This window comes from Psychrobacter sp. WY6 (genome assembly GCF_018448495.1).
In the GTDB taxonomy this organism is placed as follows: domain Bacteria; phylum Pseudomonadota; class Gammaproteobacteria; order Pseudomonadales; family Moraxellaceae; genus Psychrobacter.
The window spans coordinates 3013293-3035590 of sequence record NZ_CP049902.1; the positions used below are offsets into that span (position 1 = coordinate 3013293).

The following is a 22298-nucleotide window of genomic DNA, read 5'->3' on the forward strand; positions in this document are numbered from 1 at the left end:
ATTGACTCCGGTTAAATCGAGGATATTTCTTCTATCGCCTGCTCTGTTATCTCTTCCTCTAGCGCACCACCGCAGCTACTTCCCTGTCCCGCCGTACAGCCATAGCAGTGATCTGCAATGGCAATATCATCGCCAGCAGGATTTTGAGTTAATAAATCGCTTAGATGACGACGGGATTTGTTGGGCACCGGAATCTCTAATTGCTGGTTAAAGTCACAATCAAACAATTCCCCTAACCAATTGACACTGATGGTCGATCGGCACATGACTTCGGTCAAATTAGCAGCCACATAATTGGCTTTGAGCAAATCCATATAGGGGTGGAATTGGTTTTTGGCCAATAGCACCGCACCAAAGCGCTGAATCGGCATATTGGTCAAGGCAAATAACTGATGGAATTCGATATCGAAATGTTCTTTTAACTCGTGCTTATAATCTGCTTCTAGTTGTTTCTGATTGGGAGGTAGCGTAGCACCTTGCGGGTTATAAACGAGGTTGAGCGTTAAGTTTGAACCCACTTTGCCATAACCTAAGGCGTTGAGCTTATGCAATCCCAATATACTGCCATCAAATGCACCCTTGCCGCGCTGCTTATCGACATTTTCTAATGAATAACATGGCATTGAAGCCACCACTTCGACCTCATTGTCTGCCAAAAACTGCGCCATGTCCTCAAAGCCTTCTTCCATCAGGATAGTCAGATTACAGCGATCAATCACTGTTACACCCAAGGCGCGCGCGGCTGTGACCAAATACTTAAAGTCTTCGTGCATCTCAGGGGCACCACCCGTTAAATCAAGCGTCTCAATATTTTGTGTTACTAATACTTGTAGAATCAACTCAACCAACTCACGCGACATCATCTCTGTACGGTAAGGACTGGCCGCCACATGACAATGCACACAAGACATGTTACATAAGTAACCCATATTGACTTGTAGTGTCGTCAGCGCGCGACGTTTAATCGTTGGAAAATCTGTATGTTCGAGTAATTCGATAGTTGATTCATTAATGGTATAAAACCCGATGGTAGTACCTCTAAAGCAAGAGTAATAACGCAAAAATAAAAGGTTAAAAAAGAAAAACTCACACGCAAGCAATTGCTTTTTATGACTATTTCATAAAATTATCATCTCATTTTTAGACTTATCACTTTGTGTTTTATCTAATTAATCATACCTGATTGTGAAACAGTATTGACAACTAATATCTTAATTTTCACCTTTTATGCCAAATGAGCATGACGTCTCGTAGGATGTCATACAGCACTTGTCAATTTGGCTTTTAAGATATTATATTCAGCAGCTTTATAGATCGACCTTCTCATCCAATTGGCAATACCACAGTTGTCAGTGCAAAACTCTTAAATAGCATTGACCGCACAAGGCTTTATCGCTAAATTGGTTGCAACATTCCTATCTTTTAAAACAACATTCACTGATAAAATATGAATACTTTTAGAATATAGAAAGCCCACCACGTACCATGCTTTGACACACGGATGTAAGCATCAAATCACCTTTAAGGATAACGTAATGAATATGAGCACATTACTAAAACCAACTGTACTGAGCATTGGATTAATGAGTGTCATAGGTTGCACTACCATGCAGACCGCGCCCAAGGATATGAGCAACTCAGCAACTGTCTATTACAATGGCAACATCATCACGATGGAGGGTGATCAGCCGCAAATGGCTGAAGCCTTAGTCACCCAAGCGGGCAAGATTGCCTATGTGGGCAATTTACAAGAGGCGCAATCGAAATATAAAAATGCCGCGCAGATTAATCTACAAGATAAAACCTTATTACCCAGCTTTATCGATCCGCACAGTCATTTGATATGGTGTCGAACACCATGGGTCAGGTCAATCTCAACCCGCCGCCTATCGGTCAAGTCGATAGTATTCCCAAAATGATGCAAACGCTAAAAGATTATAAAGTGGACAATAACATTGCTGATGGCGATTGGATATTTGGTTGGGGTTATGATGAAACTCAGCTCGCTGAGGGGCGTCATCCGACCAAAAGTGAAATTGATAAAGTATTGCCAAACAATCCAGTGTATTTACAACACACAAGTGGTCACATGGGCGTGGCAAATAGCAAAGCGCTGGCCATGATGAACATCACTGCTGACAGTAAAAATCCAGCAGGCGGTAATATTGCTCGAATTAAAGGCTCTAATGAACCAAACGGTCTCGTACAAGAAACGGCGATGTATCCGTTCGTGCGCAATATGCTAGAAGTGTTAGCGCCGAATCAAGACAAATTCTTTGAGCAGACGCAAGATTATTATGCAAAGAATGGCATAACGACGGCGCATAACGGTTCGACAGCTCGTAATACCATTCAGTTTTTTCAAAAACAAGCCGATGCAGGTAAACTTAAAATTGACTTGGTCGCACTGGCAGGAGTGAGTGACTTAGATGAGAATTTGGCTGATAAAAACTTCGTATGGAAAACCTATAAAAACGGTTTTAAAGTACAGGGTACCAAAATCGTTGCAGATGGCTCGCCACAAGGCAAGACCGCCTATTTTAGCCAACCTTATCTCACGCCAGTTCCAGATTGTGAAAAGGACTGCCGCGGTCTACCAAGTGTCAGCCCAGATGAACTGAACGAGATTTGTCAAAGCCTATGCTCGTGACAATCAGCTCTTTATCCATAATAATGGTGATGGCGCAACCGATATGCTCATCAAGGCACACGAGTATGCGGTCAAAAAGACTGGTCAAGCAGCTGATAAAGATCGCCGTACTGTGCCCATTCATGCTCAATTTGCCCGACCTGATCAGCTAGCCGCATTCAAAAAATACAATATGGTGCCGTCCTTCTTTACCAACCATACTTACTTTTGGGGAGATGTACACGTTAAAAACTTAGGTAAAAAACGTGCCGACTTTTCAAGCCCGATTGCCACTGCTGATAGAATGGGACTTAAATACACCAATCACTCTGATGACACAGTGACACCTGTCGACCCGCTATTTACAGTCTGGTCAGCAGTCAATCGCACTTCACGCTCAGGTAAAATCATTGGTAAAAATGAGCGAGCGACGCCGTATCAAGCGTTAAAGGCCATTACCAGCAATGCCGCTTATGAGTATTTTGAAGAAGACAGCAAAGGCACTTTGACGCCAGGGAAACTGGCTGATTTGGTTATCTTGGATGCCAACCCGTTAACCATAGAGGCAAGCAAGCTCAAAGACATCAAAGTCATCACAACCATTAAAGAAGGTCAAACGATTTACCAACGTCCAGTACAATAGCTCATGGTAAGCGCCGTATAATAAGCCAAATTTTAGCAGGCGATTTCAAATTGTCATGCCTGCTATTTATTAAGATGATGAACCATTGAAACTATTTATTAAAAACATTCATTAAAACTGTTTAAGGAACCCTATATGAGTACCAACACCGATACAGGTAACGACCACATTCTCTCTTCCGATAATATTCATTACTTGCATCATGATTTTTTGAACCAAGCCATGAAAACACAGTGGTAAAAGCCACGTTACTGATTGTCCACGGTATGGCAGAGCATAGCGGACGTTACGCAGACTTCGCTCAGTTTTTAGCGGATAATGGTATCGCAGTGGCAACTTATGACCATTTGGGACATGGAAAGACCGTCAAAACATCAGCAGATTTAGGTTTTTTTGGTGAAGAGCATCCAGTACAGTCCCTGCTAAAAGACGTCATTGTCATGGCAGATAGCTTAAAAAACCGCCATCCTGACGTGCCACACTTTGTAATGGGTCACTCTATGGGCTCGTTTATTGTGCGTAATGTCCTAAAGCACCATGCACACAATTTTACAGGTGCTATTTTGATGGGTACAGCAGATGCCAACCCCTTGACTAAAGTACTACTCCCAGTCAATAAAGTACTGGCAAAAGTAGCACCCAAAAAACCAAATGCAATGTTTGCCAAGGTGATGAATAAAGTCTTGAATAGTAAGCTTGAAGATCGCATCTCTTCATCAGAATTTGCATGGTTAACTGAAAATCCTGCCGCCATTGAAGCCTATGAAGCAGATCCCTTAACGGGCTTTGATTTCACCAATAATGGCTTTATGACATTATTCTTTCTGATGGAAACTGGCTTAAACAAAGGCTGGGCAATGACTATTCCAAAAAACTTCCCGATGCTATTTATCAGCGGCGAAGATGATCCTATTGGAGATATGGGTAACGGCATCCGCAAAATTGTCACGCGCTTAAACAAGCAAAATTTCAGTCAAGTAGATATCCAACTCTACCCAAACATGCGTCATGAGCCTTTGCATGAAAAAGACCACCAAACAGTTTATAAAGATATCTTAGAATGGATAGAAAGCCATAGCTCAGATAATTAACAGCAGCGGTCAACTTGTTTGCTAAAAGTCGCCAAATTAGCGACAATACGGCAAGCAAGTTTTTACGCCAAGTCATGCGAGTTATTTCACGATAATATATGCTTTACCTTCCACTAACTTTAGGAACCTTTATGTCATTACAACAAACCATCGAACAAGCCTTTGAAAAACGCAACGAATACAGCCCAAGCACGATGCCACAGGACGTGCGTGATGCTATTAATCAAGTACTTGAGCAACTAGATAACGGCACATTGCGCGTTGCAGAAAAAAAGGATGGCGAATGGGTCGTGAACCAGTGGGCAAAAAAAGCCGTTTTGCTCTCTTTTCGCTTAAACGACAACTATGTTCAGGCAGCGGGCGAACATGTGCAATTCTATGACAAAGTGCCGACTAAGTTTGCCAACTGGACCGAAGCACAGTTCAAAGAAGCTGGCGTACGCGTTGTACCACCAGCCGTTGCTCGTAAAGGCTCTTTCATCGCAGCTGGTGCAGTATTGATGCCGTCGTATGTCAACATCGGCGCGTATGTCGATCAAGGCGCGATGGTAGATACGTGGGCGACCGTGGGTTCATGTGCCCAAATTGGTAAAAATGTGCATTTATCAGGTGGCGTTGGTATCGGCGGCGTATTAGAGCCATTGCAAGCGAATCCAACTATCATTGAGGACAACTGCTTCATTGGTGCACGTTCTGAAATCGTTGAAGGCGTAATCGTCGAAGAAGGCGCTGTTATCTCGATGGGTGTATTTATTGGTCAATCAACGCGCATTTATGATCGCGAAACGGGTGAGATTCATCGTGGCCGTGTACCAGCAGGCTCTGTTGTTGTACCGGGTAGCTTACCTTCAGAAGATGGTACGCATAGCTTATATGCTGCTATCATCGTCAAAAAGTCGATGCACAAACCCGCGCTAAAACATCAGTCAATGAGTTATTACGTTTAGCTTAGTATTTTTAATACTTAGAGTCTCGTACCCAAACCGTACGGACAGCGACAGATCCTCTTTATTAAAGACGCTGAAGAAAACTTCAGCGTCTTTTTTGCAGCTTAATAGAGGGTGGTGCGTTATAATCCCTTTTTTTGGTTTGGCTTTATCCAAACGCAAAACGCCCATACCAGAACTTGCCTTTTTTTACCATTGATAAATGCCTCATCCCATTAGCAATCTTTAACTGTATTTGACATATTATGAGTGAATCACTATTACGCACCGCCGCCATTCCTGTCACTGATCCTGAAGCGGGTCTACGTTTGACAGAAATTTTTTATTCTTTGCAAGGTGAAGCGCTGACCTCAGGCTTGCCAACGATATTTGTACGCTTGACTGGCTGTCCACTTCGCTGTGTCTATTGCGATACTGAATACGCCTTTACTGGCGGCGAGCGGCAGTCGCTAGAAACCATTATAGAGACCATCAAAAGCTATCCTTGCAAGCGTATTTGTCTGACTGGCGGCGAGCCTTTAGCTCAGCCGAACGCCATTGAGCTAATGAAGCGTTTACTGAACGACGGTTATGAAATCTCGCTTGAAACCGCAGGCGCGCTCACGGTAGCAAACGTGCCAAAAGCGGTCAGTAAAGTCATGGATCTCAAAACGCCAAGCTCAGGCGAAGTCGATAAGAATCTATGGTCAAACCTGGACTACCTCACTCAGCACGACCAAATCAAGTTTGTCATCATGAACCGTACTGATTACGACTGGGCAAAAGCCATGTTGATCGAGCATGAGCTAAACGATTTGGTCGGAACGGTTTGGTTCTCTCCGATGTTTAATGTCGCAGAGGATATCGACGACGAAGTCAGCCCCGATGTACCTTTGTTGGCGCGCGAACTTGCAGAATGGATGTTGGCTGACGCGCTGCCCGTACGCTTCCAATTGCAACTGCATAAAATCATCTGGGCAGATGCTAAAGGCAAATAATAGTCCAATCATCTAAATGGATATTCAACATAAATAGCGACCCAAGGATAGGAATATAGGTATGGTCAAACTCATTTTATTGGGCTTATTATCGGGGGCATTTTTTAGCTCGACGTTTGTGTTAAACGAAGTTATGAGTGCGGCTGGTGGGCATTGGTTTTGGTCAGCTAGCCTTCGCTATGCATTTATGTGGCTAATACTCACGGCTATTATAATTATGCAGCATGGTTTTGGGCGTATTACAGAGCTAATGACTATATTCCGTCAACATTGGGGCTTTTGGTGTATTACTGGCAGTATTGGTTTTGGAGTTTTTTATACAGGAATATGCTACGCGGCCGATCATGTCGCAGGCTGGGTAGTTGCCGCGACCTTTATGTTTACAGTGGTCGCAAGTCTACTCGTTTTGCTAGCATTCGGACAACGTTTTGATAAAAAATTCATTGCATATGCATTATTAGTATTTGCCGGTGTGGTACTGGTCAATATCAGTGAAGGACTGCATGCCGCTTCTTTGCTAGATGCTGATGCAGTGCCTATGAAAGATATGCTGCTTTATGGTGCCGTGCCTGCCCTAATAGCCGCCTTTAGCTATCCCATTGGTAACCAGTTGGTTTGGCAGGTATCTTACAATGCGCGCAAGCGTAGTGCCGAGCCTACTAGCACTCAAAAAATTGATATCCAAGCCAACGAGATTAGTAAAAAAACAACCTCACTTATTACAGAAGCACCTGCATTGTCAGCCGATATGAGTTATACGGCGGACGCGGTCGATTCCTTAAACCTTAACCACCCCACTCAAACCTTGCCGAGCTCTGTGCTGCAAACTTTAATCGCACGTATACCTGCTATCAAAACCACCCTGCTACAAAATGCCTTTAACAAAGTATGGTTAATGACCTTGGGCAGTCTGCCATTTTGGTTGGTTTTGGGTTTTATCGTTCATCCGGATTTGCCTGATACTAAGCAGGTATTCAATACCTTACTTGTGGCTCTATTGGCAGGCGTGGCGGCAACCAGTATCTTTTTATATGCCCGTGAAAAAGCGGAAACTTCAAGCGAAGTGGCTGGGGTTGATGCCACTCAGGCAAGTGAAGTGATATTTGCCTTAATTGGCGGTATGCTATTGCTCAATAATACCCTGCCATCAGCGATGGGCTTAATAGGTATTGCTCTGATTATCATTGGGCTTATTCTATTTGCAAAAGATGGCTAAACTACTATCTAAAATTAGGTTAACTCTATTTAAATTATTGATATAAACAACTTCAAAACTAACCTAGTCCAGCACAGCCAATCTATTTTGATGGCCATTATATTGGTAATATAATCATGGTTAATGATTTAATTTTTCCTGATATTTTATTATATTTATTAGATATGGTTGGTGTGATTGCTTGTGCGATCGCAGGTACACTGCTGGCACAGCACAAAGGCTTTGATATTGCTGGCTGTATCTTGGTTGCGATGGTCAATGCTATCGGCGGCGGTACACTACGTGATATGGCGCTAGACCGTCATCCGCTCTTTTGGATGACTGACCTCAATTATGTGATCGTCATCACAGTGACATCGCTTATTTTACAAATATTCTTTCATCTATATCATAAGATTGATAAGGCATTGAAGCTGTTTGATGCCATTGGGTTGGCGGCTTTTAGCGTGATCGGTTTTAAGATAGCATTGACACAAGATATGTCAGCTATTATCGCTATTATGATGGGGGTTTGGACGGCTATTATTGGTGGTCTGCTACGCGATATCATCTGTAATGAGATACCACTGTTACTTCAACGCGAGATTTATATCTCTGCTAGTATTGTAGGTTCGATCACTTATCTGCTGCTTGATCGTTTGGGTGTAAATGCTGGGTTGAACGAGTTTGTTATGCTGGGCGTTATCTTTGCTGTACGGATGCTAGCATTGCGTTTTGATTGGCACCTGCCTTCTATACGTTTGGTGAAATAAGACCGATATATATGGTTTAAACACTAGAGCGTGTTCTCAATTCAATCGTTTACTTTCTAAATGGCCTAAGAATAGCTAAATTTTGCCAAACATCGTCAAATAGCTTCTTAATATCTCAATATTATTTGCGCTTCTTTCCTTGTTTGACGGCAATTTATCTCATTTTTATCACTATTTTTAAAATGAGAACAAGCCCTAAGCTCTACTGCATTGGCTTATAATAATCAGACAATCATCATACAAACTTAGTGAGATTTGCTCATGCTGGCTATCGCATTGAACCCTTCAGCACTAATCACTACGTTTGACCCACGCTCTCTCATTTACCTTTTTGATATGATTGGTATTATCGCTTGTAGTATTTCAGGCACGATACTGGCAAAACACAAAAATTTCGATGTTTTGGTTGTTTACTGGTGTCTATTGTCACCGCTATCGGTGGTGGCACTGTGCGTGATGTCATTTTAGATCGCCATCCACTATTTTGGATGGTGGATATGAGCTACCTGACTGTTATCACCCTCTCTTCATTAGGGATGCAAATATTCTTTCACCCCAACTCTAAACGCGTTAATAAGTTCCTCAAACTCTCAGATACTATTGGACTATCAGTTTTTACCTTAATCGGTATCAAGGTTGCCGATAGTATGGGTGCAAATGTGCCCGTGGCATTATTACTTGGGGTGATCACCATTATTGTCGGCGGTATTATCCGCGATATGATCTGCAATGAGATTCCGCTGGTGTTGCAGCAAGAGATTTATATTTCGGCAGCCTTGGCTGGCGGCATCCTCTATTTCGCACTACACAATCTGGGTGTGACAGCTTGGATTGCTGACATCGCTACTATGGGTACGATTTTTACCTTACGCATGCTCGCTATTCGTTATGACTGGCAGTTTCCAACCATCGAATGGAAATACTAAAAAAGCGTCAACCTTAAACAAAGTCGACGCTATATTTGCTACTTATTAAGTATCTTATAATAAGATAATGCCATCATTCCTGTACCACTGCTAAATCCCTTACCATCAACTGTAGACTTTGTTTGCCGTTCCACTCGTTGATGTCTAGCTGAAATAATACATGCACTTTTTCTGCACGATAATCCCATCTCTCGCTATCAAAGTTAAATAAATTGCTTCAATCGGATATTGCACATCAGGGTAACGCAGCGACAGTTTAAGGTGCTTGTCTTTTAATATCTTAAAGCTTAACACTTCAAAGACCCCGTCAAATATTGGCGGTGCAAAGCCATGACCCCAAATATTGGCATCAGCTAGGTGTTCAGCAAACCACAAGCTAAAGTCACTCGCCTGCAACGCACCATCAGTGAGTTTTTGCTCGGCAAACACTTCATTATCCATCTGTGCCATGACGTCATTAAAAGCCATAACAAACCCATCAAAATTACGACGGTTGATCGTTAAGCCTGCTGCCATCGCATGACCACCAAAATGACTGATTAAATCAGGATGGCGCTCGGCAACCTGCTCAATCGCATCACGAATGTGCACGCCAGCGATAGAACGCGCCGAGCCTTTGATAAGGTCATCGTCACTGGTACGCTCTGTATCCGCGGGCGCAAAGACGATACTTGGCAAATAATGACTTTCTTTTAACCGTCCAGCGACGATGCCGATGACGCCTTGATGCCAATCATCTTGGTATAAAACGATACTGCGTTTATGATTATTATTCGTCTTTTTCTCAGATCTATTTTGAATAATAACATCGCCGCTTTCATGGTTATCCGCCGTAGCCTCATCGTCCATGTCTGTATCCGCAGCGGCTAATGTCTGTACGATGTTATCCGCTTGCGCGCGCATCTCACCTTCTACCTGCCGACGCGTTCGGTTTAACTGTTCAAGCTCTTGCGCCAAGCGCTGCGCCGTACTCCAGTCATCCGTCAACAAACACTCAATACCGATGCGCATATTGTCCATACGACCAGCGGCATTGATACGAGGTCCTAAGACAAACCCAAAATCCTGTGCCTGCAACTGCTTAGGATCTCGCCCTGCTTGTTCAAGGAGTGCCAAGATACCGAGCGAGCAGCGCCCTTGGCGGATAGCCGCCAGTCCATGATGCACTAAAATGCGATTGTTTTTATCAAGCACCCCAACGTCAGCAATCGTCCCTAATGCCACCAAATCCAAATATTGACTCACTTGCACGGTAGATTTACCGGCTTCGCGGCGCAGCTTGGCTAAGCGTCCAAGCACATAAAATGCCACGCCCACCCCTACGAGCGCTTTACTGCTAAAGTGACAATCAAGCTGATTGGGATTAACCACAGCCTCCGCAGGCGGTGTTTCTTTAGTCGTCAAATGATGATCAGTAATAATCACAGTGATGCCATCGGCTTGCGCACGAGCCACGCCTTCATGGCTTGAGATACCATTAACAGTCACTATCACCTCAGGATGATACTTCTCAATACCCAATTCGACAATTTCTGGTGTCAAACCATAGCCATACTTAAAACGGTCAGGCACTAAAAAGTCAACGACTGCGCCCATTTTTGTGAGCGCACGCATCATCAATGCGGTACTGGTCGCACCATCACAGTCAAAATCACCCACGATAAGGATACGCTGACCGGCATCGATGGCGACGTCTAATAGACGCACTGCTTCGGTGACACCATGCAGCATTTCGGCTGGCAATAGCGCGAGAGTTGCGTCTCTAGCTCATCAGGTCGAGTAATGCCGCGACCTGCGTATAAGCGGGCAAGCGTCAATGATTGGGCGGCAAGTGGTTGCAGCGCGGCGGGCAACTCGTCGATGCGAGTGCTGGTATAACGGGGGGTTAAATTTAGCATGTGCATATTCTACTGGCTTTGGCAGAGGGTCACAATGACAATTTTTGGTGGCTTGGTTTATCGTTTTTTGTTGCAGTACATTGTGATAAGCCATATTTTAATACTAGCATGGAGCAAATAATTCATACTCTGTGCATATTATACGCATAATATTTCATTTACAAAAACGGTGCATAGCGACTGCATTTTTCTGCATTTTGCTACAAAGCAATGATTGTATGCCGCTCAGAAATCCATAAAATGGTAAACAACTGAGATACTTGCTATCTATTGAGATTTTTTATTTGATTTTTTATTTTAACCATTTATAAGGATGTTTTATGAAAACCACACCACTGGCTGAAAAACTACCAAATACCATTGACCCTAGCTTGGATCTCGAACAAGTAAAAAAGGAATGTCAAAAGTTGGTTAAAAAACGCGCCAAATATTCTGCTGGTGTTGCCATCGTTCCTGTGCCATTTTTTGATGTTGCAGTAGATGCAGGTATGCTTACTCAACTATTACCTGACATTAGCGAACGATTTGGCTTACTTGAAGACCGTAAGGCAGCAGTTGATTTAGAATCACGAGCCATTCATTGGGGCGCATTAAAAGATCGTACTGTCGATTTTGCAGGGTTGATGGCGACACGTGGTATTGTTAAAAAGACCGTACAAGGCTTCGGTGGTCGTATCGCTGCTAAACAAGTAACGAAATTTATCCCACTAGGGGGTCAAATGGTTGCTGCTACAATGGGCTATATGATTTTCAAAAAAATCGCCAATGACCACATCAATGAGTGTTACAAGCTTGCAAAAGATATTCAGCAAAAGCAACACGGTAAAAATGTCTAAAACAGTTAAAAAACTGACATCAACTTTATAAAATAAAACCAGCTAAGAGCCATTGCCTTAGCTGGTTTTTTTGTGCTGAGTTACGTATATATGGGTTTGAATCGGCTGCTTTGCGCAGAATGCTATTAAGCTAAATAGCATTAACAGTGGAAAATGGCAAAAATCACCACCAAATATAGCAATACTTCATGAATATTTCACCTCTCTCGGTTAATGAACTCGTTAAAGTAAGATAAATTTTATTCATGGATTCTTGTATGCTGCACTTTAGCGTAGATAGTTATGAGCTCACGTCAACACTGATATTGCTATTGGGTTGCATCATTCTTTTCATCGCCAGTATTTCGGCGGCATTTAATGACCGTTTTGATGATTGTTCGTGGGAACACCTCACCACTTGGTTATTTATCGTCGGTGGTTTATTGATGATTGTCGGCTATATTGGTTATAAAGCCTATGCATATTATCACCCCTATGCGTGGCTGGATTAATAACGTCAAGCTTTGATAAAAAAAAGCTTTATTCAATACTAGGGCATGTCTTCAATTGGTTAAGCCATAAATAATAGTTACAATACCGCATCTATTGAGACGCTGCGAGAAGTACAAGTCATGGCAAGAACAGCACTAACAGATACGCTTTGGGATCAACTTCAATCAACGATGACACAGCATGCCTGCTATCAAACTCAAAACAGTCGAGAGGTCATGGAAGCCATACTGTGGAAGGTACGCACAGGTGCGCCTTGGCGTGACATACCTAAAGAACTGTGTTCTTGGAAAACAGCTTATAGTCGCTTTAATCGCTGGTCGAAAACTGGCTTATGGGCGAATTTTTTTTAGCTTACGAAAAGAAACTGATACGGAATGGGTATTCACAGACGGAAGCTATGTTCGCTGTCACCAGCATGCAAGTGGAGCTCGGCGTGGTGAAGATCGAGCGATTGGGCGAAGCCGTGGCGGCGCAACTACAAAGATACACCTATCCTGTGATGCCGATGGATATCCGCTCCATTTTAAAATCACTGGGGGTGACGTCCACGACAGTCAAGTTGCAGGTGAATTGATTGACATGATTAGGCATGCAGATTACTTCATCGCTGATAAAGGCTATGATTCACAAGCGATCAGGGATAAAGCTTGCATGCATGACATGATTCCTATAATTCCCAAAAGAAGCAATACTAAAGCACCTAATCCAGAATTTGATAGCTACTTATACAAACTGCGCCATCTTGTTGAGAATATGTTCGCAAGGCTCAAACACTTTCGTAGTATCGCCACTCGCTATGAAAAGTTAGCTCGTAATTTTAAGTCAATGCTTTATCTGGCGTGTACTATCGTTCATTGTAAGATGAATTGAAGACACGCCCTAATAATAGTTGGTGGTGTTATTGATAAGTTTTGCTGATAATATACGACCTGCTTGGAAAAAATACATGTCAACTAGCAAACATCAACTCCTACAAAATGCCAGTTTCTATTAAGCATAAACCTTCAAACCAATAAAAATCTTAAAGGATCAGACCCATGAAAAAATCTTAATATCAACGGCTATGCTCGCTACCCTCGCTCTATCTGGATGCACGACGACTGGTGGCATGAATAATAACGCAGGTACTGCTATCGGTACTGCAAATGAGATTGGTATGAATGTCTTTAAATCAGCGATTGATAACCAATGCCGCAGTCAGATTGAAAAGCAAACTGCTTGGCGTGTGGCTAGCGTGGCTATGACCGACACACAACAAGAAGCTGTAAAAAGCAATGTTTGTGGCTGCGTCAGTGAGCAAGCGCCGCAACAAGTGACACTCGTTGAATTGGGCAATGCTGCTATCGATTCGCAATATCGCACACAGTTGGTCACGAAAGTCGTCGCAAAATCTCTACAAAGTTGCTATACCAGGTTTATGAAATAAAATATAAGTATCGTTAACTGCACTAGATATAGTCAGTTCTTTTTAAATAAGATACAATCGTTTTAAAACAAGCGAAATGGCGGCAGAATAACAAATGACCTATTCAGCAGATTTTCGAGCACAAGTGATTAAAAGTGTCAAAAACAAAGACATGAGTATCCGTCAGGCTTGTACTTTTTATAATATTAGCAAAACCGCATTACAGCGCTGGCTCAAAGATTCAAGTATCAAACAAACCCGGAATAAACCACCGACTAAAATACCGAATGAAGCACTCTTAAAAGACGTTGAACAACATCCAGATGACTATTTATATGAGCGAGCTAGGCGATTCAACTGTAGTAAGACCGGCATGCACAATGCTTTAAAACGCCTAGGTATCAGTCAAAAAAAAGACCTTAGAGCATCCAAAAGCCTGCCTGATAAAAAGAGCGTCGTATCAGAGTAAGCTTGATAGCTTTACACAGCAAGGCTATCCCATTGTGTATATGGATGAAAGCGGCTTTGAGGCTGAAACTATAAGACCTTACGGATACTCACCGATAGGCAAACCCTGTATCGACAGCTTCAACTGGCAAGCAAAAAAGCGCACTAATGTCATCGGTGCTTTGTATAAAAAGATGCTGTTTGCGCTTGATTACTTTGAACAAAATATCAACAGCCATATATTTTATGACTGGTGCAAGTTCACGCTAATTCCAAGTCTCAAGACTAAATGCGTGATCGTTATGGATAATGCCCGCTTTCATAAGAGCAAGCGTATTCAAAAACTACTGAACAGGCACGGTCATCTATTCTAGGCTGCCACCCTACAGTCCTGATCTAAACCCCATTGAAAAGAAATGGGCTCAAGCTAAGTTTCTACGCCAAGGGTGGATGGAGAATAATCTGCCTAAGCTATTTCAGGATATGGGCTGTTATTTTATTGTGAACTGACTATATTTAAAGCATCATGTTCATTGAGAATAAAAAGTAAAAAGGGTGCGTTATAAATAACGCACCCTTTTTATTGCTAAGTCTTTGTACCATCACTTATCTTATTAACTTGGCTTAGAACTTGTTTTTGTCAACTGGATTCTGTGACAAGCTGTAAAGGGCAGTATTTTATGCGGCTAAAATATAGAAGAGCCATCGATAATCTTGTCTCTTTGATCAAATCATTAATAACGTCATCATAAACGCCATGATATAGTTCAGTTTCGAATGCCGTAAAGGGCTGCTACGTGATGCGAGCCGACCTCTGTCAGCCTTGCTTACTATAAAAAATATCGACTCGTCCATCACTGTTGAGTACACAATTTAATACTCCGCCCTCCAGCTCCATCTCTACTCGCTCAGGCATAAAAATAATCGTCTACATTGATGAGTTTTTTTTCTACTTCTCTCTTAAAAATGATTTGATATCAAACATGGATATATCCCTGACCTTAAAATTATAATATACGTTAGCACGCCTGATTTTATGACTATTACCAAGCATTCGACTGCATGCTTGTTAGTTCGTGCCTTATAAATCAATACTATAAGATGACGTGATATTTTTTAAGACAGGATATGTAAAACTGCGTTTGATGTTGGTAAAAATAGAATGTTAGCTATGGCTTCTTTATCCTATTGCAAACAAAGGAAATGGCAAACTAGGCAACTCCCCTTTTCTAATGATGAAACTACTCTATCTGGCTTAATCACACCCAGCCTTTCTCACGAAACGATTTCAACACCTCAACAAACACTGCCATCTCATCAGGTCTGCCAAGCGTCAAACGATTAAAGCCAGTGATAGGCGCAAACTCGCGACCAACAGCGATGCCATGGTCGCACATTCTATCGATATAGGTTTGTACATCGCCTTTGATTTCGTGAAATATAAAGCTGGCTTGTGATGGTAAGTAGCGTAGTCCAAGCTCATCCAACGTCTGCTCAACCAGCTGACGCGATTGATTGGCAGTATGCAAACTCAACGCCAAAAACGCCTCATCATCCAAAGTTGCTATCGCGGCGACAGCACCAGACAGATTGGTATTATCCACTGAGATAAACGCCTCTAGCTCAGTGATCATTTGCGGACTGGCAATTGCATAGCCGACACGCATACCCGCTAGCGCACACAGTTTAGAGAAAGTCCGAACCACGATAATATTGTCTGAGCGCTGCTCTCTTATCCACGCAATCCCACTCTCAAAACTTGGGTCAGTGACATATTCTGAGTAGGCTTCATCTAGCAAGAAATAATGATGGTCTGGTGCCGTTCCTACCCACGCTTTTAACTCATCTGTGTCAGTAATCGTCGCTGTAGGATTGTTGGGATTGCAGAGATAAAATAAGCTTATACCATCAAAATCATCAGCCACTTTTTGCATATTTTGTAAATCAAAAGAATAGCTTTCAGGCATCAGTGCTACTTTTACCACGGGCACATTGATAGAGGTTGCATATAGTTCCGCATAAGCAAAGGTTGGGTGCGGCACAATTACTTGAAAATTCCTGCCTTCCCTTAACGCTTTGTTTTGCAGCATTTGTACGACCGTGCGGATATTCTCACTGGAGCCGCTGCCTAGAGATATTTGATTTTCAGTCACGTCATTAATTTTCGCAACTTTAATAATTAAGGCTGCACGCTGGTCATCTGGATAACGAAAGCCGATGTCTAAAGCATCGATAACCGCTTTTTTGGCAGAGTTTGCCATGCCTAGTGAGTTTTCGTTAGAGTTTAATTCTATTAATGGATTGGTAAGCACAATAGTAATACGCCTAATTGATACCCATACCAAATATGCAATTAGCAATGTCAAGCTCGCTCAGCCAGCGGATGTAGCACTTGCACTCGTCTTTTTGCTACTCTGATTATTTAGTAGGGTTTATATATGGATGGTGAGATGCATTCGGATAATAATGGTTATGGTAAATGGCATTTACCCTGATTACAAGCGCTCTGAGCGATGAAACTCTTTAGCAGCTGTTATGAGTAAGATGCTCACTTATTGATAGCATCCATTAAATAAAAAAGAGCTACCCTATAGGCAACTCACTTTGTAAAATTCTTAACATTTTTGCTAATACTAGGGCGTGTCCTCATTTTAAAAATGGTGATAAACATGAGATAAATTGCCGTTAAACAAGGAAAGTAGCGCAAATAATATCGAGATATTAAGAAACTATTTGACGATTTTTGGCAAAATTTAGCCATTTTTAGCCATTTTTAGCCATTTTTAGCCATTTTTAGCCATTTTTAGCCCATTTAGCAAGTAATCGATTGAATTGAGGACACGCCCTAGTCTTGTTAGTTTATCGATATTTCAAATTAGCAATTTTTTAATGCACTACTTAGACCCAGCCTTTTTCACGGAACAGCTTTAATACTTTAATAAATGCTGCCATCTCGTCAGGTGTGCCAAGTGTTAGACGGTTGAAACCTGTAATAGGTGGAAACTCGCGACCAACCTTGATGCCATGGTCACGCATTCTATCGATATAAGTTTTTAAATCACCTTTTATCTCATGAAAAATAAAATTGGTCTGTGAAGGTAAATAACGCAATCCAAGATCGTCTAATACTGTCTCAATCATTTGGCGCGACTGATTGGTATTGCGCAAGCTGAGCGCTAAAAACTTGGCATCATTTAACGTCGCAATAGCAGCAACCGCACCTGACAAGTTGGTGTTGTCCATAGACATAAACGCTTCGACAGCCTCGATTGCTTGCGGATTAGAAACTGCGTATCCCACTCGCATACCGGCTAAGGCACATAACTTTGAGAAAGTATGGATAACAATAAGATTGTCGGATAACCCTTGTTTCACCCACTCAATACCGCTCTCAAAGCTTGGATCTGATACGTACTCCAAGTAAGCTTGATCTAGCAAGAAGTAATGGTTATCTGGTGCATTACTTACCCAAGTTTTAAGCCTTGAAGTTGATGTAATGATGCCCGTTGGGTTGTTTGGATTGCAAATATAAAGTAGGCTGATGCCATCAAAATCGTCAGCTGCTTTTTGTAGTTCATCAAAATCATAATCATAGTTTTCAGCGGTTAATGGTATCTTGACCACAGGCACGCCAATGGAATTTGCATACATCTCTGCACAATCAAACGTTGGCACAGGAATCACCATTTGAAACTGCTTACCCTCTTTTAATGCTTTGTTTTGCAACATTTGTAAGGTAGCTCGAATATTTTCAGTCGAGCCATTGCCTAAGGAGATTTGGTTTTCTGCCACACCATGGATGGTGGCAATTTTGCTAATGAGCGCCGCGCGTGGATTATCTGGATAACGAAAGCCCTCACCTAAAGATTCTATAATGGCTTGTTTAGCAGAATCTGCCATGCCTAGTGAGTTTTCATTCGCATTTAATTCTAAGAATTTGTTATTTTGCATGATGGATTATATGCCTCAACGTCCGTTGTTATAAGTTCATATTGCTCATTGATATCATATTAAGGGGCATTTGGTATAAACACAAGTTTTGATATGACCAATTATTAGTTATTAATTTACACCTATGAAGCCCTTCCTTTTAATCCCAATATTAGGTCAATTCAACACAACAGACAGTCATTTGTCGTCACGCATACTGCTATGAGAAATAGGACAAAAATTACCAAAAAATACTTTTAAGTTATAATCATTCAGCCTTTTTATTCTCTGCATAAATATCGGGTGCGGCTTCAAATACTAGCCAGCCCTTCTTCATCCATTCTTGAATAATATCTTTACCCATAATATGCATAAGATTAGCGAGTTGCATGTGTTGTGAGCCATGATACCAAATTTTTATAGTGACTCTATTCAACAGATTATCACTGTTCAGATTAAACATTTCTCTAATATACTCTCCATCTGAAGAATCTAAAGAGTGTCCCCAGATAATAATCTCATAGTCATTTTGAAGCAGGTAGTTTATAGGTGGCTTACTTGTTAGCTTCACATCACTATTATCTAAAAACATATAATCAGTATTACTGACAAGTTTTTGAAAAGTCTTAACAAAGCCGTAAATTTTATATTTTTTTAATTTTCCTTCATCTAAGTCGCTTATTCCAAGCACAATATTTTTGCGTTCCGCACTGCCATGAATATACTGTACTTCTACTTGATTAAGTTGACTTTCAAGACTATTTGGATACAGTCTCTCGAAGGTGTCAGAATAATTAAACGTATAGACTGCATCAATTTCTTTTTTCAAATTACCAAAGGCATCAAGAGGTTTAGTTGGTTTAAGTTGGTTAATTACTAGGTTGATATAGATTGTAAATATTTTTGAGAAAAGCTCTAAATCTTTGAGTATTTTATTGTATATTTCTATTTCGTTAAATGATGTATATACAGTTGAGTTTCGACTCAAATATTTAGTTTCCACTATATTATTGAAAGATTTTTTTATATTTGTTTGAGTGGTATGTTCACTAATTCTCCTTTCCCTATACTCCTCCAAAACCTCATAATCTTTGAGTGTTAACCTTTTAGATTCTTGTTCATAATTAAGGTGTCTTCCAGACTTATTTTCTACTTCATAGGTAATATGCCCATATACGTGCTTTAAAACTCCAAAACTTTTAAGTAAATTTATAAAATAGTTCACCTTGAGACCAGTTTGGTTTAGCAATCTCCAATCAAATATTTTTCATTATCAAGGATTTTCTCTATGTTTACATCTGGTTCAGTACTTGGATACATACTGTTTAAATTATCTGAAATAGTACTAGTGTTAAAATCAATATTAAAAATAAAATCAAAAGATAGGAGGCTGTTTTCTATCTCATTCTCAAAATCAATCCATGTATCTACATCGGTCAAATGATGCTTAAAATGCTGAAACCAACCATTATTTATTAACTTCTCTTGCAAATCATTTACAGTATCAATCGATAACCTCAAATCATCTGTTTTATACAACTCCCTAGTCTTTGTAAAAAAATCTTTGTCTCTATTGGAACACTCACCTGAGATATATTTCTGAAACAAGTCATCAAAACCAAGTTGTTTTTCTTCTTCGCAAGATTCCACAACCATCATTGCATCCATAAAATGCACATAAGCAGTTGGTAGATAATGTGCTAAATCAAAGCCATTACCCAGTACAAATATTCTTTTAGTGTCCAATTTTTATTCTCCTTTTTATAATCCAAAAAGAAGGCGAGCTAACTATCTGTTAACCCGCCTACTGTTTTTATATTCTAAGCCTTACCATCTAAATCAAATGCGCCTTTAACTCTAGCACTTTATCACGCGTTTTTGCAGCATCTTCAAACTTCAAATCACGCGACATCTGCTTCATGAGCTTTTCAAGACGATTGATTTCTTTCGCCAGCAAATCAGGACTGCGTAAGATACTAATATCGACATCAGGTAGATTGCTCTTGATAGGAATCACTTGATTGTCATTGGCATTCTGATCGTCACCCGTATCGATTTTATCAGTAATACTGCGACGCGCCCCTTTTGGTGTGATGTTGTGTTCAAGGTTAAATGCCACTTGTTTTTCACGGCGACGGTCGGTCTCGTCTATCGCCTTTTGCATACTGTTGGTAATACGATCAGCATAAAGGATAGCCTTACCATTGATATGGCGCGCAGCACGACCGATGGTCTGAATAAGTGCACGCTCAGAACGCAAAAAGCCTTCTTTATCGGCATCAAATATCGCGACCAATGACACTTCTGGCATATCTAACCCTTCACGCAATAGGTTAATACCGACCAACACATCATGCACGCCTGTACGTAACTCATGAATGATCTGCATACGCTCAACGGTATCGATGTCCGAGTGCAGATAGGCAACTTTGACATCGTATTCTTTTAGATAACTGGTCAAATCCTCTGACATGCGCTTGGTCAACGTGGTAATCAGCACGCGCTCATCTTTTTCTCGGCGCTTAGTAATCTCTGATAACACATCATCGACCTGCGTCAATACAGGACGAATCTCAATCTCAGGATCAATCAAACCCGTTGGACGCACGACTTGCTCGACCACTTGCTCGCTGTGTTCAAGCTCATACAATGCAGGCGTGGCACTGACATAAATCGTTTTTGGCTTGATACGCTCCCACTCTTCAAACTTCATCGGACGGTTGTTCATCGCACTTGGCAAACGAAAGCCATAATTGACCAAGTTCTCTTTACGTGATCTATCGCCTTTATACATTGCACCGATTTGCGAAACAGTGACATGTGACTCATCAAGGAACAGCAGTGCGTCTTCTGGAATATAGTCAAATAAGGTCGGCGGCGCTTCCCCTGATGGACGACCAGAGAGATGCTGCGAATAGTTTTCAATACCGTTGCGTAGCCGAGCTGCTGAATCATCTCAAGATCATACTGGGTACGCTCTTTAAGACGCTGTGCTTCAATCAGTTTATTGTTTTCACGGAAATACTCCAAACGCGGCTCAAGCTCAGCCCGAATCGTATGACTGGCAGCTTCCAGTTTATTACGCGGCGTCACATAGTGCGACTTTGGATAAATAGTAATACGCGGCACGCTACGTACCGTCTTACTGTCAATGGATCAAACCAAGTAATTTTCTCCACTTCATTATCAAATAAATGCACACGTACCGCCAGCTGCTCAGACTCCGCAGGATAAATATCTAGCAGCTCGCCACGCAGCCGATACGTACCGCGTCCAAAGTCTAGCTCATTGCGCGTATATTGCATTTCAACAAGACGTTTAATGGTAGCAGTGCGATCAATTTTGTCCCCAACGACGACGTGCAGCAGCATTTTTAAATAACTTTCTGGATCACCCAAACCATAAATGCACGAGACCGAGGCGACGATAATTGCATCACGGCGCTCTAGGAGTGCTCGCGTCGCTGACAGACGCATCTGATCGATATGATCATTAATAGCGCTGTCTTTTTCGATAAAGGTGTCACTTGCCGCGACATAGGCTTCCGGCTGATAATAGTCATAATAACTGACGAAATACTCAACGGCATTGTTTGGAAAAAATGACTTAAACTCACCATATAACTGCGCGGCAAGCGTTTTGTTATGTGCCATGATAATGGTTGGACGCTGCGTCTCAGAGATGACCTTTGCCATGGTATAGGTCTTACCCGAACCCGTTACACCCAGTAGTAACTGCTCATCCATGCCAGAATTAATACCGTTGACGAGCTTTTCAATCGCTTGCGGTTGATCGCCTGCTGGCTCAAATTCGGTAACCATCTCAAAAGCACGACTTGATATTTGCGTCCCAGACGCATTGACACCACTAATTTCAGCTTCGCCCTGTAGCTGAGTGGCCAATTGGTTTAACTGACGCGACGAGCGCGGTTCAGGCATTCGCATAATGGCTTTCTTCTTCTGAAGGTTTATAACAATGTGGGGTCTAAGCTAGGGTTTTTAAAGGTAATTAAGGGTTTTATCTTGTCATCTTCTTACAATATTGGCATCTAGATATGACGTCACACGCCCTATTTATAACGAATAAATAGTACCTTCGTTATAAAAAAC

At 41.6% G+C, this 22298-nt stretch carries 17 protein-coding genes and 5 pseudogenes; 15 read left to right on the top strand and 7 right to left on the bottom strand.

The genetic code is table 11. From position 1 onward, the window contains the following. Nucleotides 1–11: 11 nt before the first annotated feature. Nucleotides 12–1061 carry an arsenosugar biosynthesis radical SAM (seleno)protein ArsS gene (arsS, locus tag G7Y90_RS15050; RefSeq protein WP_250162790.1) on the bottom strand — a complete coding sequence of 350 codons (1050 nt, stop codon included), beginning with the start codon at nt 1059–1061 and terminating at the stop codon, nt 12–14. A gap of 480 nt (nt 1062–1541) precedes the next feature. Between arsS and G7Y90_RS15055 the strand changes: the two genes are divergently transcribed. The 9 genes and pseudogenes from G7Y90_RS15055 (at nt 1542) to G7Y90_RS15090 (ending at nt 9181) form a co-directional block, all read left to right on the top strand. Next, nucleotides 1542–1919: a hypothetical protein gene (locus G7Y90_RS15055; RefSeq protein ID WP_250162791.1), complete on the top strand. Its 378-nt coding sequence runs from the start codon at nt 1542–1544 to the stop codon at nt 1917–1919. Then, on the top strand, nt 1859–2650 hold the full coding sequence (locus G7Y90_RS18125; protein ID WP_284143753.1) for an amidohydrolase family protein: 792 nt from the start codon (nt 1859–1861) through the stop codon (nt 2648–2650). Before G7Y90_RS15055 ends, G7Y90_RS18125 begins: the two co-directional genes overlap by 61 nt. 13 nt (nt 2651–2663) lie before the next feature. Next, nucleotides 2664–3272 (top strand): amidohydrolase, encoded by a 609-nt coding sequence (locus G7Y90_RS18130; protein WP_284143878.1) that lies wholly within the window; start codon nt 2664–2666, stop codon nt 3270–3272. Nucleotides 3273–3407: 135 nt separating this feature from the next. Further along, nucleotides 3408–4363, top strand: a pseudogene (locus G7Y90_RS15065) (alpha/beta fold hydrolase). 131 nt (nt 4364–4494) lie between these two features. Then, a pseudogene (gene dapD, locus G7Y90_RS15070) lies at nt 4495–5315 on the top strand (2,3,4,5-tetrahydropyridine-2,6-dicarboxylate N-succinyltransferase). Nucleotides 5316–5555: 240 nt separating this feature from the next. After that, a complete protein-coding gene (gene queE / locus G7Y90_RS15075; protein ID WP_193007588.1) occupies nt 5556–6287 on the top strand; it encodes a 7-carboxy-7-deazaguanine synthase QueE in 732 nt (243 codons plus the stop codon). Nucleotides 6288–6348: 61 nt separating this feature from the next. Further along, a complete protein-coding gene (locus G7Y90_RS15080; RefSeq protein WP_193007589.1) occupies nt 6349–7503 on the top strand; it encodes a multidrug resistance efflux transporter family protein in 1155 nt (384 codons plus the stop codon). 116 nt (nt 7504–7619) lie between these two features. Then, nucleotides 7620–8255 carry a trimeric intracellular cation channel family protein gene (locus tag G7Y90_RS15085; RefSeq protein ID WP_193007591.1) on the top strand — a complete coding sequence of 212 codons (636 nt, stop codon included), beginning with the start codon at nt 7620–7622 and terminating at the stop codon, nt 8253–8255. A gap of 261 nt (nt 8256–8516) precedes the next feature. After that, a pseudogene (locus tag G7Y90_RS15090) lies at nt 8517–9181 on the top strand (trimeric intracellular cation channel family protein). Between the two features lie 73 nt (nt 9182–9254). On the opposite strand, the pseudogene recJ reads toward G7Y90_RS15090, so the two are convergent. Beyond that, nucleotides 9255–11079 (bottom strand): annotated as a pseudogene (recJ, locus tag G7Y90_RS15095) (single-stranded-DNA-specific exonuclease RecJ). A 320-nt stretch (nt 11080–11399) separates the two neighbouring features. Here recJ and G7Y90_RS15100 point away from each other — a divergent pair. The 6 genes from G7Y90_RS15100 to G7Y90_RS15125 all read left to right on the top strand — a co-directional run bounded on the left by G7Y90_RS15100 (nt 11400) and on the right by G7Y90_RS15125 (nt 14633). Continuing rightward, on the top strand, nt 11400–11915 hold the full coding sequence (locus G7Y90_RS15100; RefSeq protein WP_055123847.1) for a hypothetical protein: 516 nt from the start codon (nt 11400–11402) through the stop codon (nt 11913–11915). 257 nt (nt 11916–12172) lie between these two features. Continuing rightward, complete coding sequence (locus G7Y90_RS15105; protein ID WP_045445299.1) at nt 12173–12406, top strand: hypothetical protein; 234 nt, start codon at nt 12173–12175, stop codon at nt 12404–12406. A 120-nt stretch (nt 12407–12526) separates the two neighbouring features. Beyond that, a protein-coding gene (locus tag G7Y90_RS15110) for an IS5 family transposase (protein WP_226951658.1) occupies nt 12527–13277 on the top strand; the annotation gives its coding sequence in 2 pieces (ribosomal slippage) (nt 12527–12747 and nt 12746–13277; 753 coding nt in all). Between the two features lie 193 nt (nt 13278–13470). Further along, nucleotides 13471–13833 carry a hypothetical protein gene (locus G7Y90_RS15115; protein WP_250162792.1) on the top strand — a complete coding sequence of 121 codons (363 nt, stop codon included), beginning with the start codon at nt 13471–13473 and terminating at the stop codon, nt 13831–13833. A gap of 94 nt (nt 13834–13927) precedes the next feature. Next, nucleotides 13928–14281: an IS630 transposase-related protein gene (locus G7Y90_RS15120; RefSeq protein WP_045456530.1), complete on the top strand. Its 354-nt coding sequence runs from the start codon at nt 13928–13930 to the stop codon at nt 14279–14281. Between the two features lie 40 nt (nt 14282–14321). Then, nucleotides 14322–14633 (top strand): transposase, encoded by a 312-nt coding sequence (locus G7Y90_RS15125; protein WP_250162793.1) that lies wholly within the window; start codon nt 14322–14324, stop codon nt 14631–14633. An 885-nt stretch (nt 14634–15518) separates the two neighbouring features. Here the strand turns inward: G7Y90_RS15125 and G7Y90_RS15130 are convergent. The 5 genes and pseudogenes from G7Y90_RS15130 to uvrB all read right to left on the bottom strand — a co-directional run bounded on the left by G7Y90_RS15130 (nt 15519) and on the right by uvrB (nt 22133). Then, nucleotides 15519–16571, bottom strand: a complete 1053-nt coding sequence (locus tag G7Y90_RS15130; RefSeq protein WP_250162794.1) for a pyridoxal phosphate-dependent aminotransferase — start codon at nt 16569–16571, stop codon at nt 15519–15521. 586 nt (nt 16572–17157) lie between these two features. Further along, a complete protein-coding gene (locus tag G7Y90_RS15135) occupies nt 17158–18210 on the bottom strand; it encodes a pyridoxal phosphate-dependent aminotransferase (protein ID WP_193008687.1) in 1053 nt (350 codons plus the stop codon). A 247-nt stretch (nt 18211–18457) separates the two neighbouring features. Continuing rightward, nucleotides 18458–19414 carry an AbiH family protein gene (locus G7Y90_RS15140; protein WP_250162795.1) on the bottom strand — a complete coding sequence of 319 codons (957 nt, stop codon included), beginning with the start codon at nt 19412–19414 and terminating at the stop codon, nt 18458–18460. Between the two features lie 17 nt (nt 19415–19431). Then, nucleotides 19432–19935 (bottom strand): AbiH family protein, encoded by a 504-nt coding sequence (locus tag G7Y90_RS15145; protein WP_250162796.1) that lies wholly within the window; start codon nt 19933–19935, stop codon nt 19432–19434. Nucleotides 19936–20023: 88 nt separating this feature from the next. Continuing rightward, nucleotides 20024–22133, bottom strand: a pseudogene (uvrB, locus tag G7Y90_RS15150) (excinuclease ABC subunit UvrB). Nucleotides 22134–22298 lie beyond the last annotated feature (165 nt).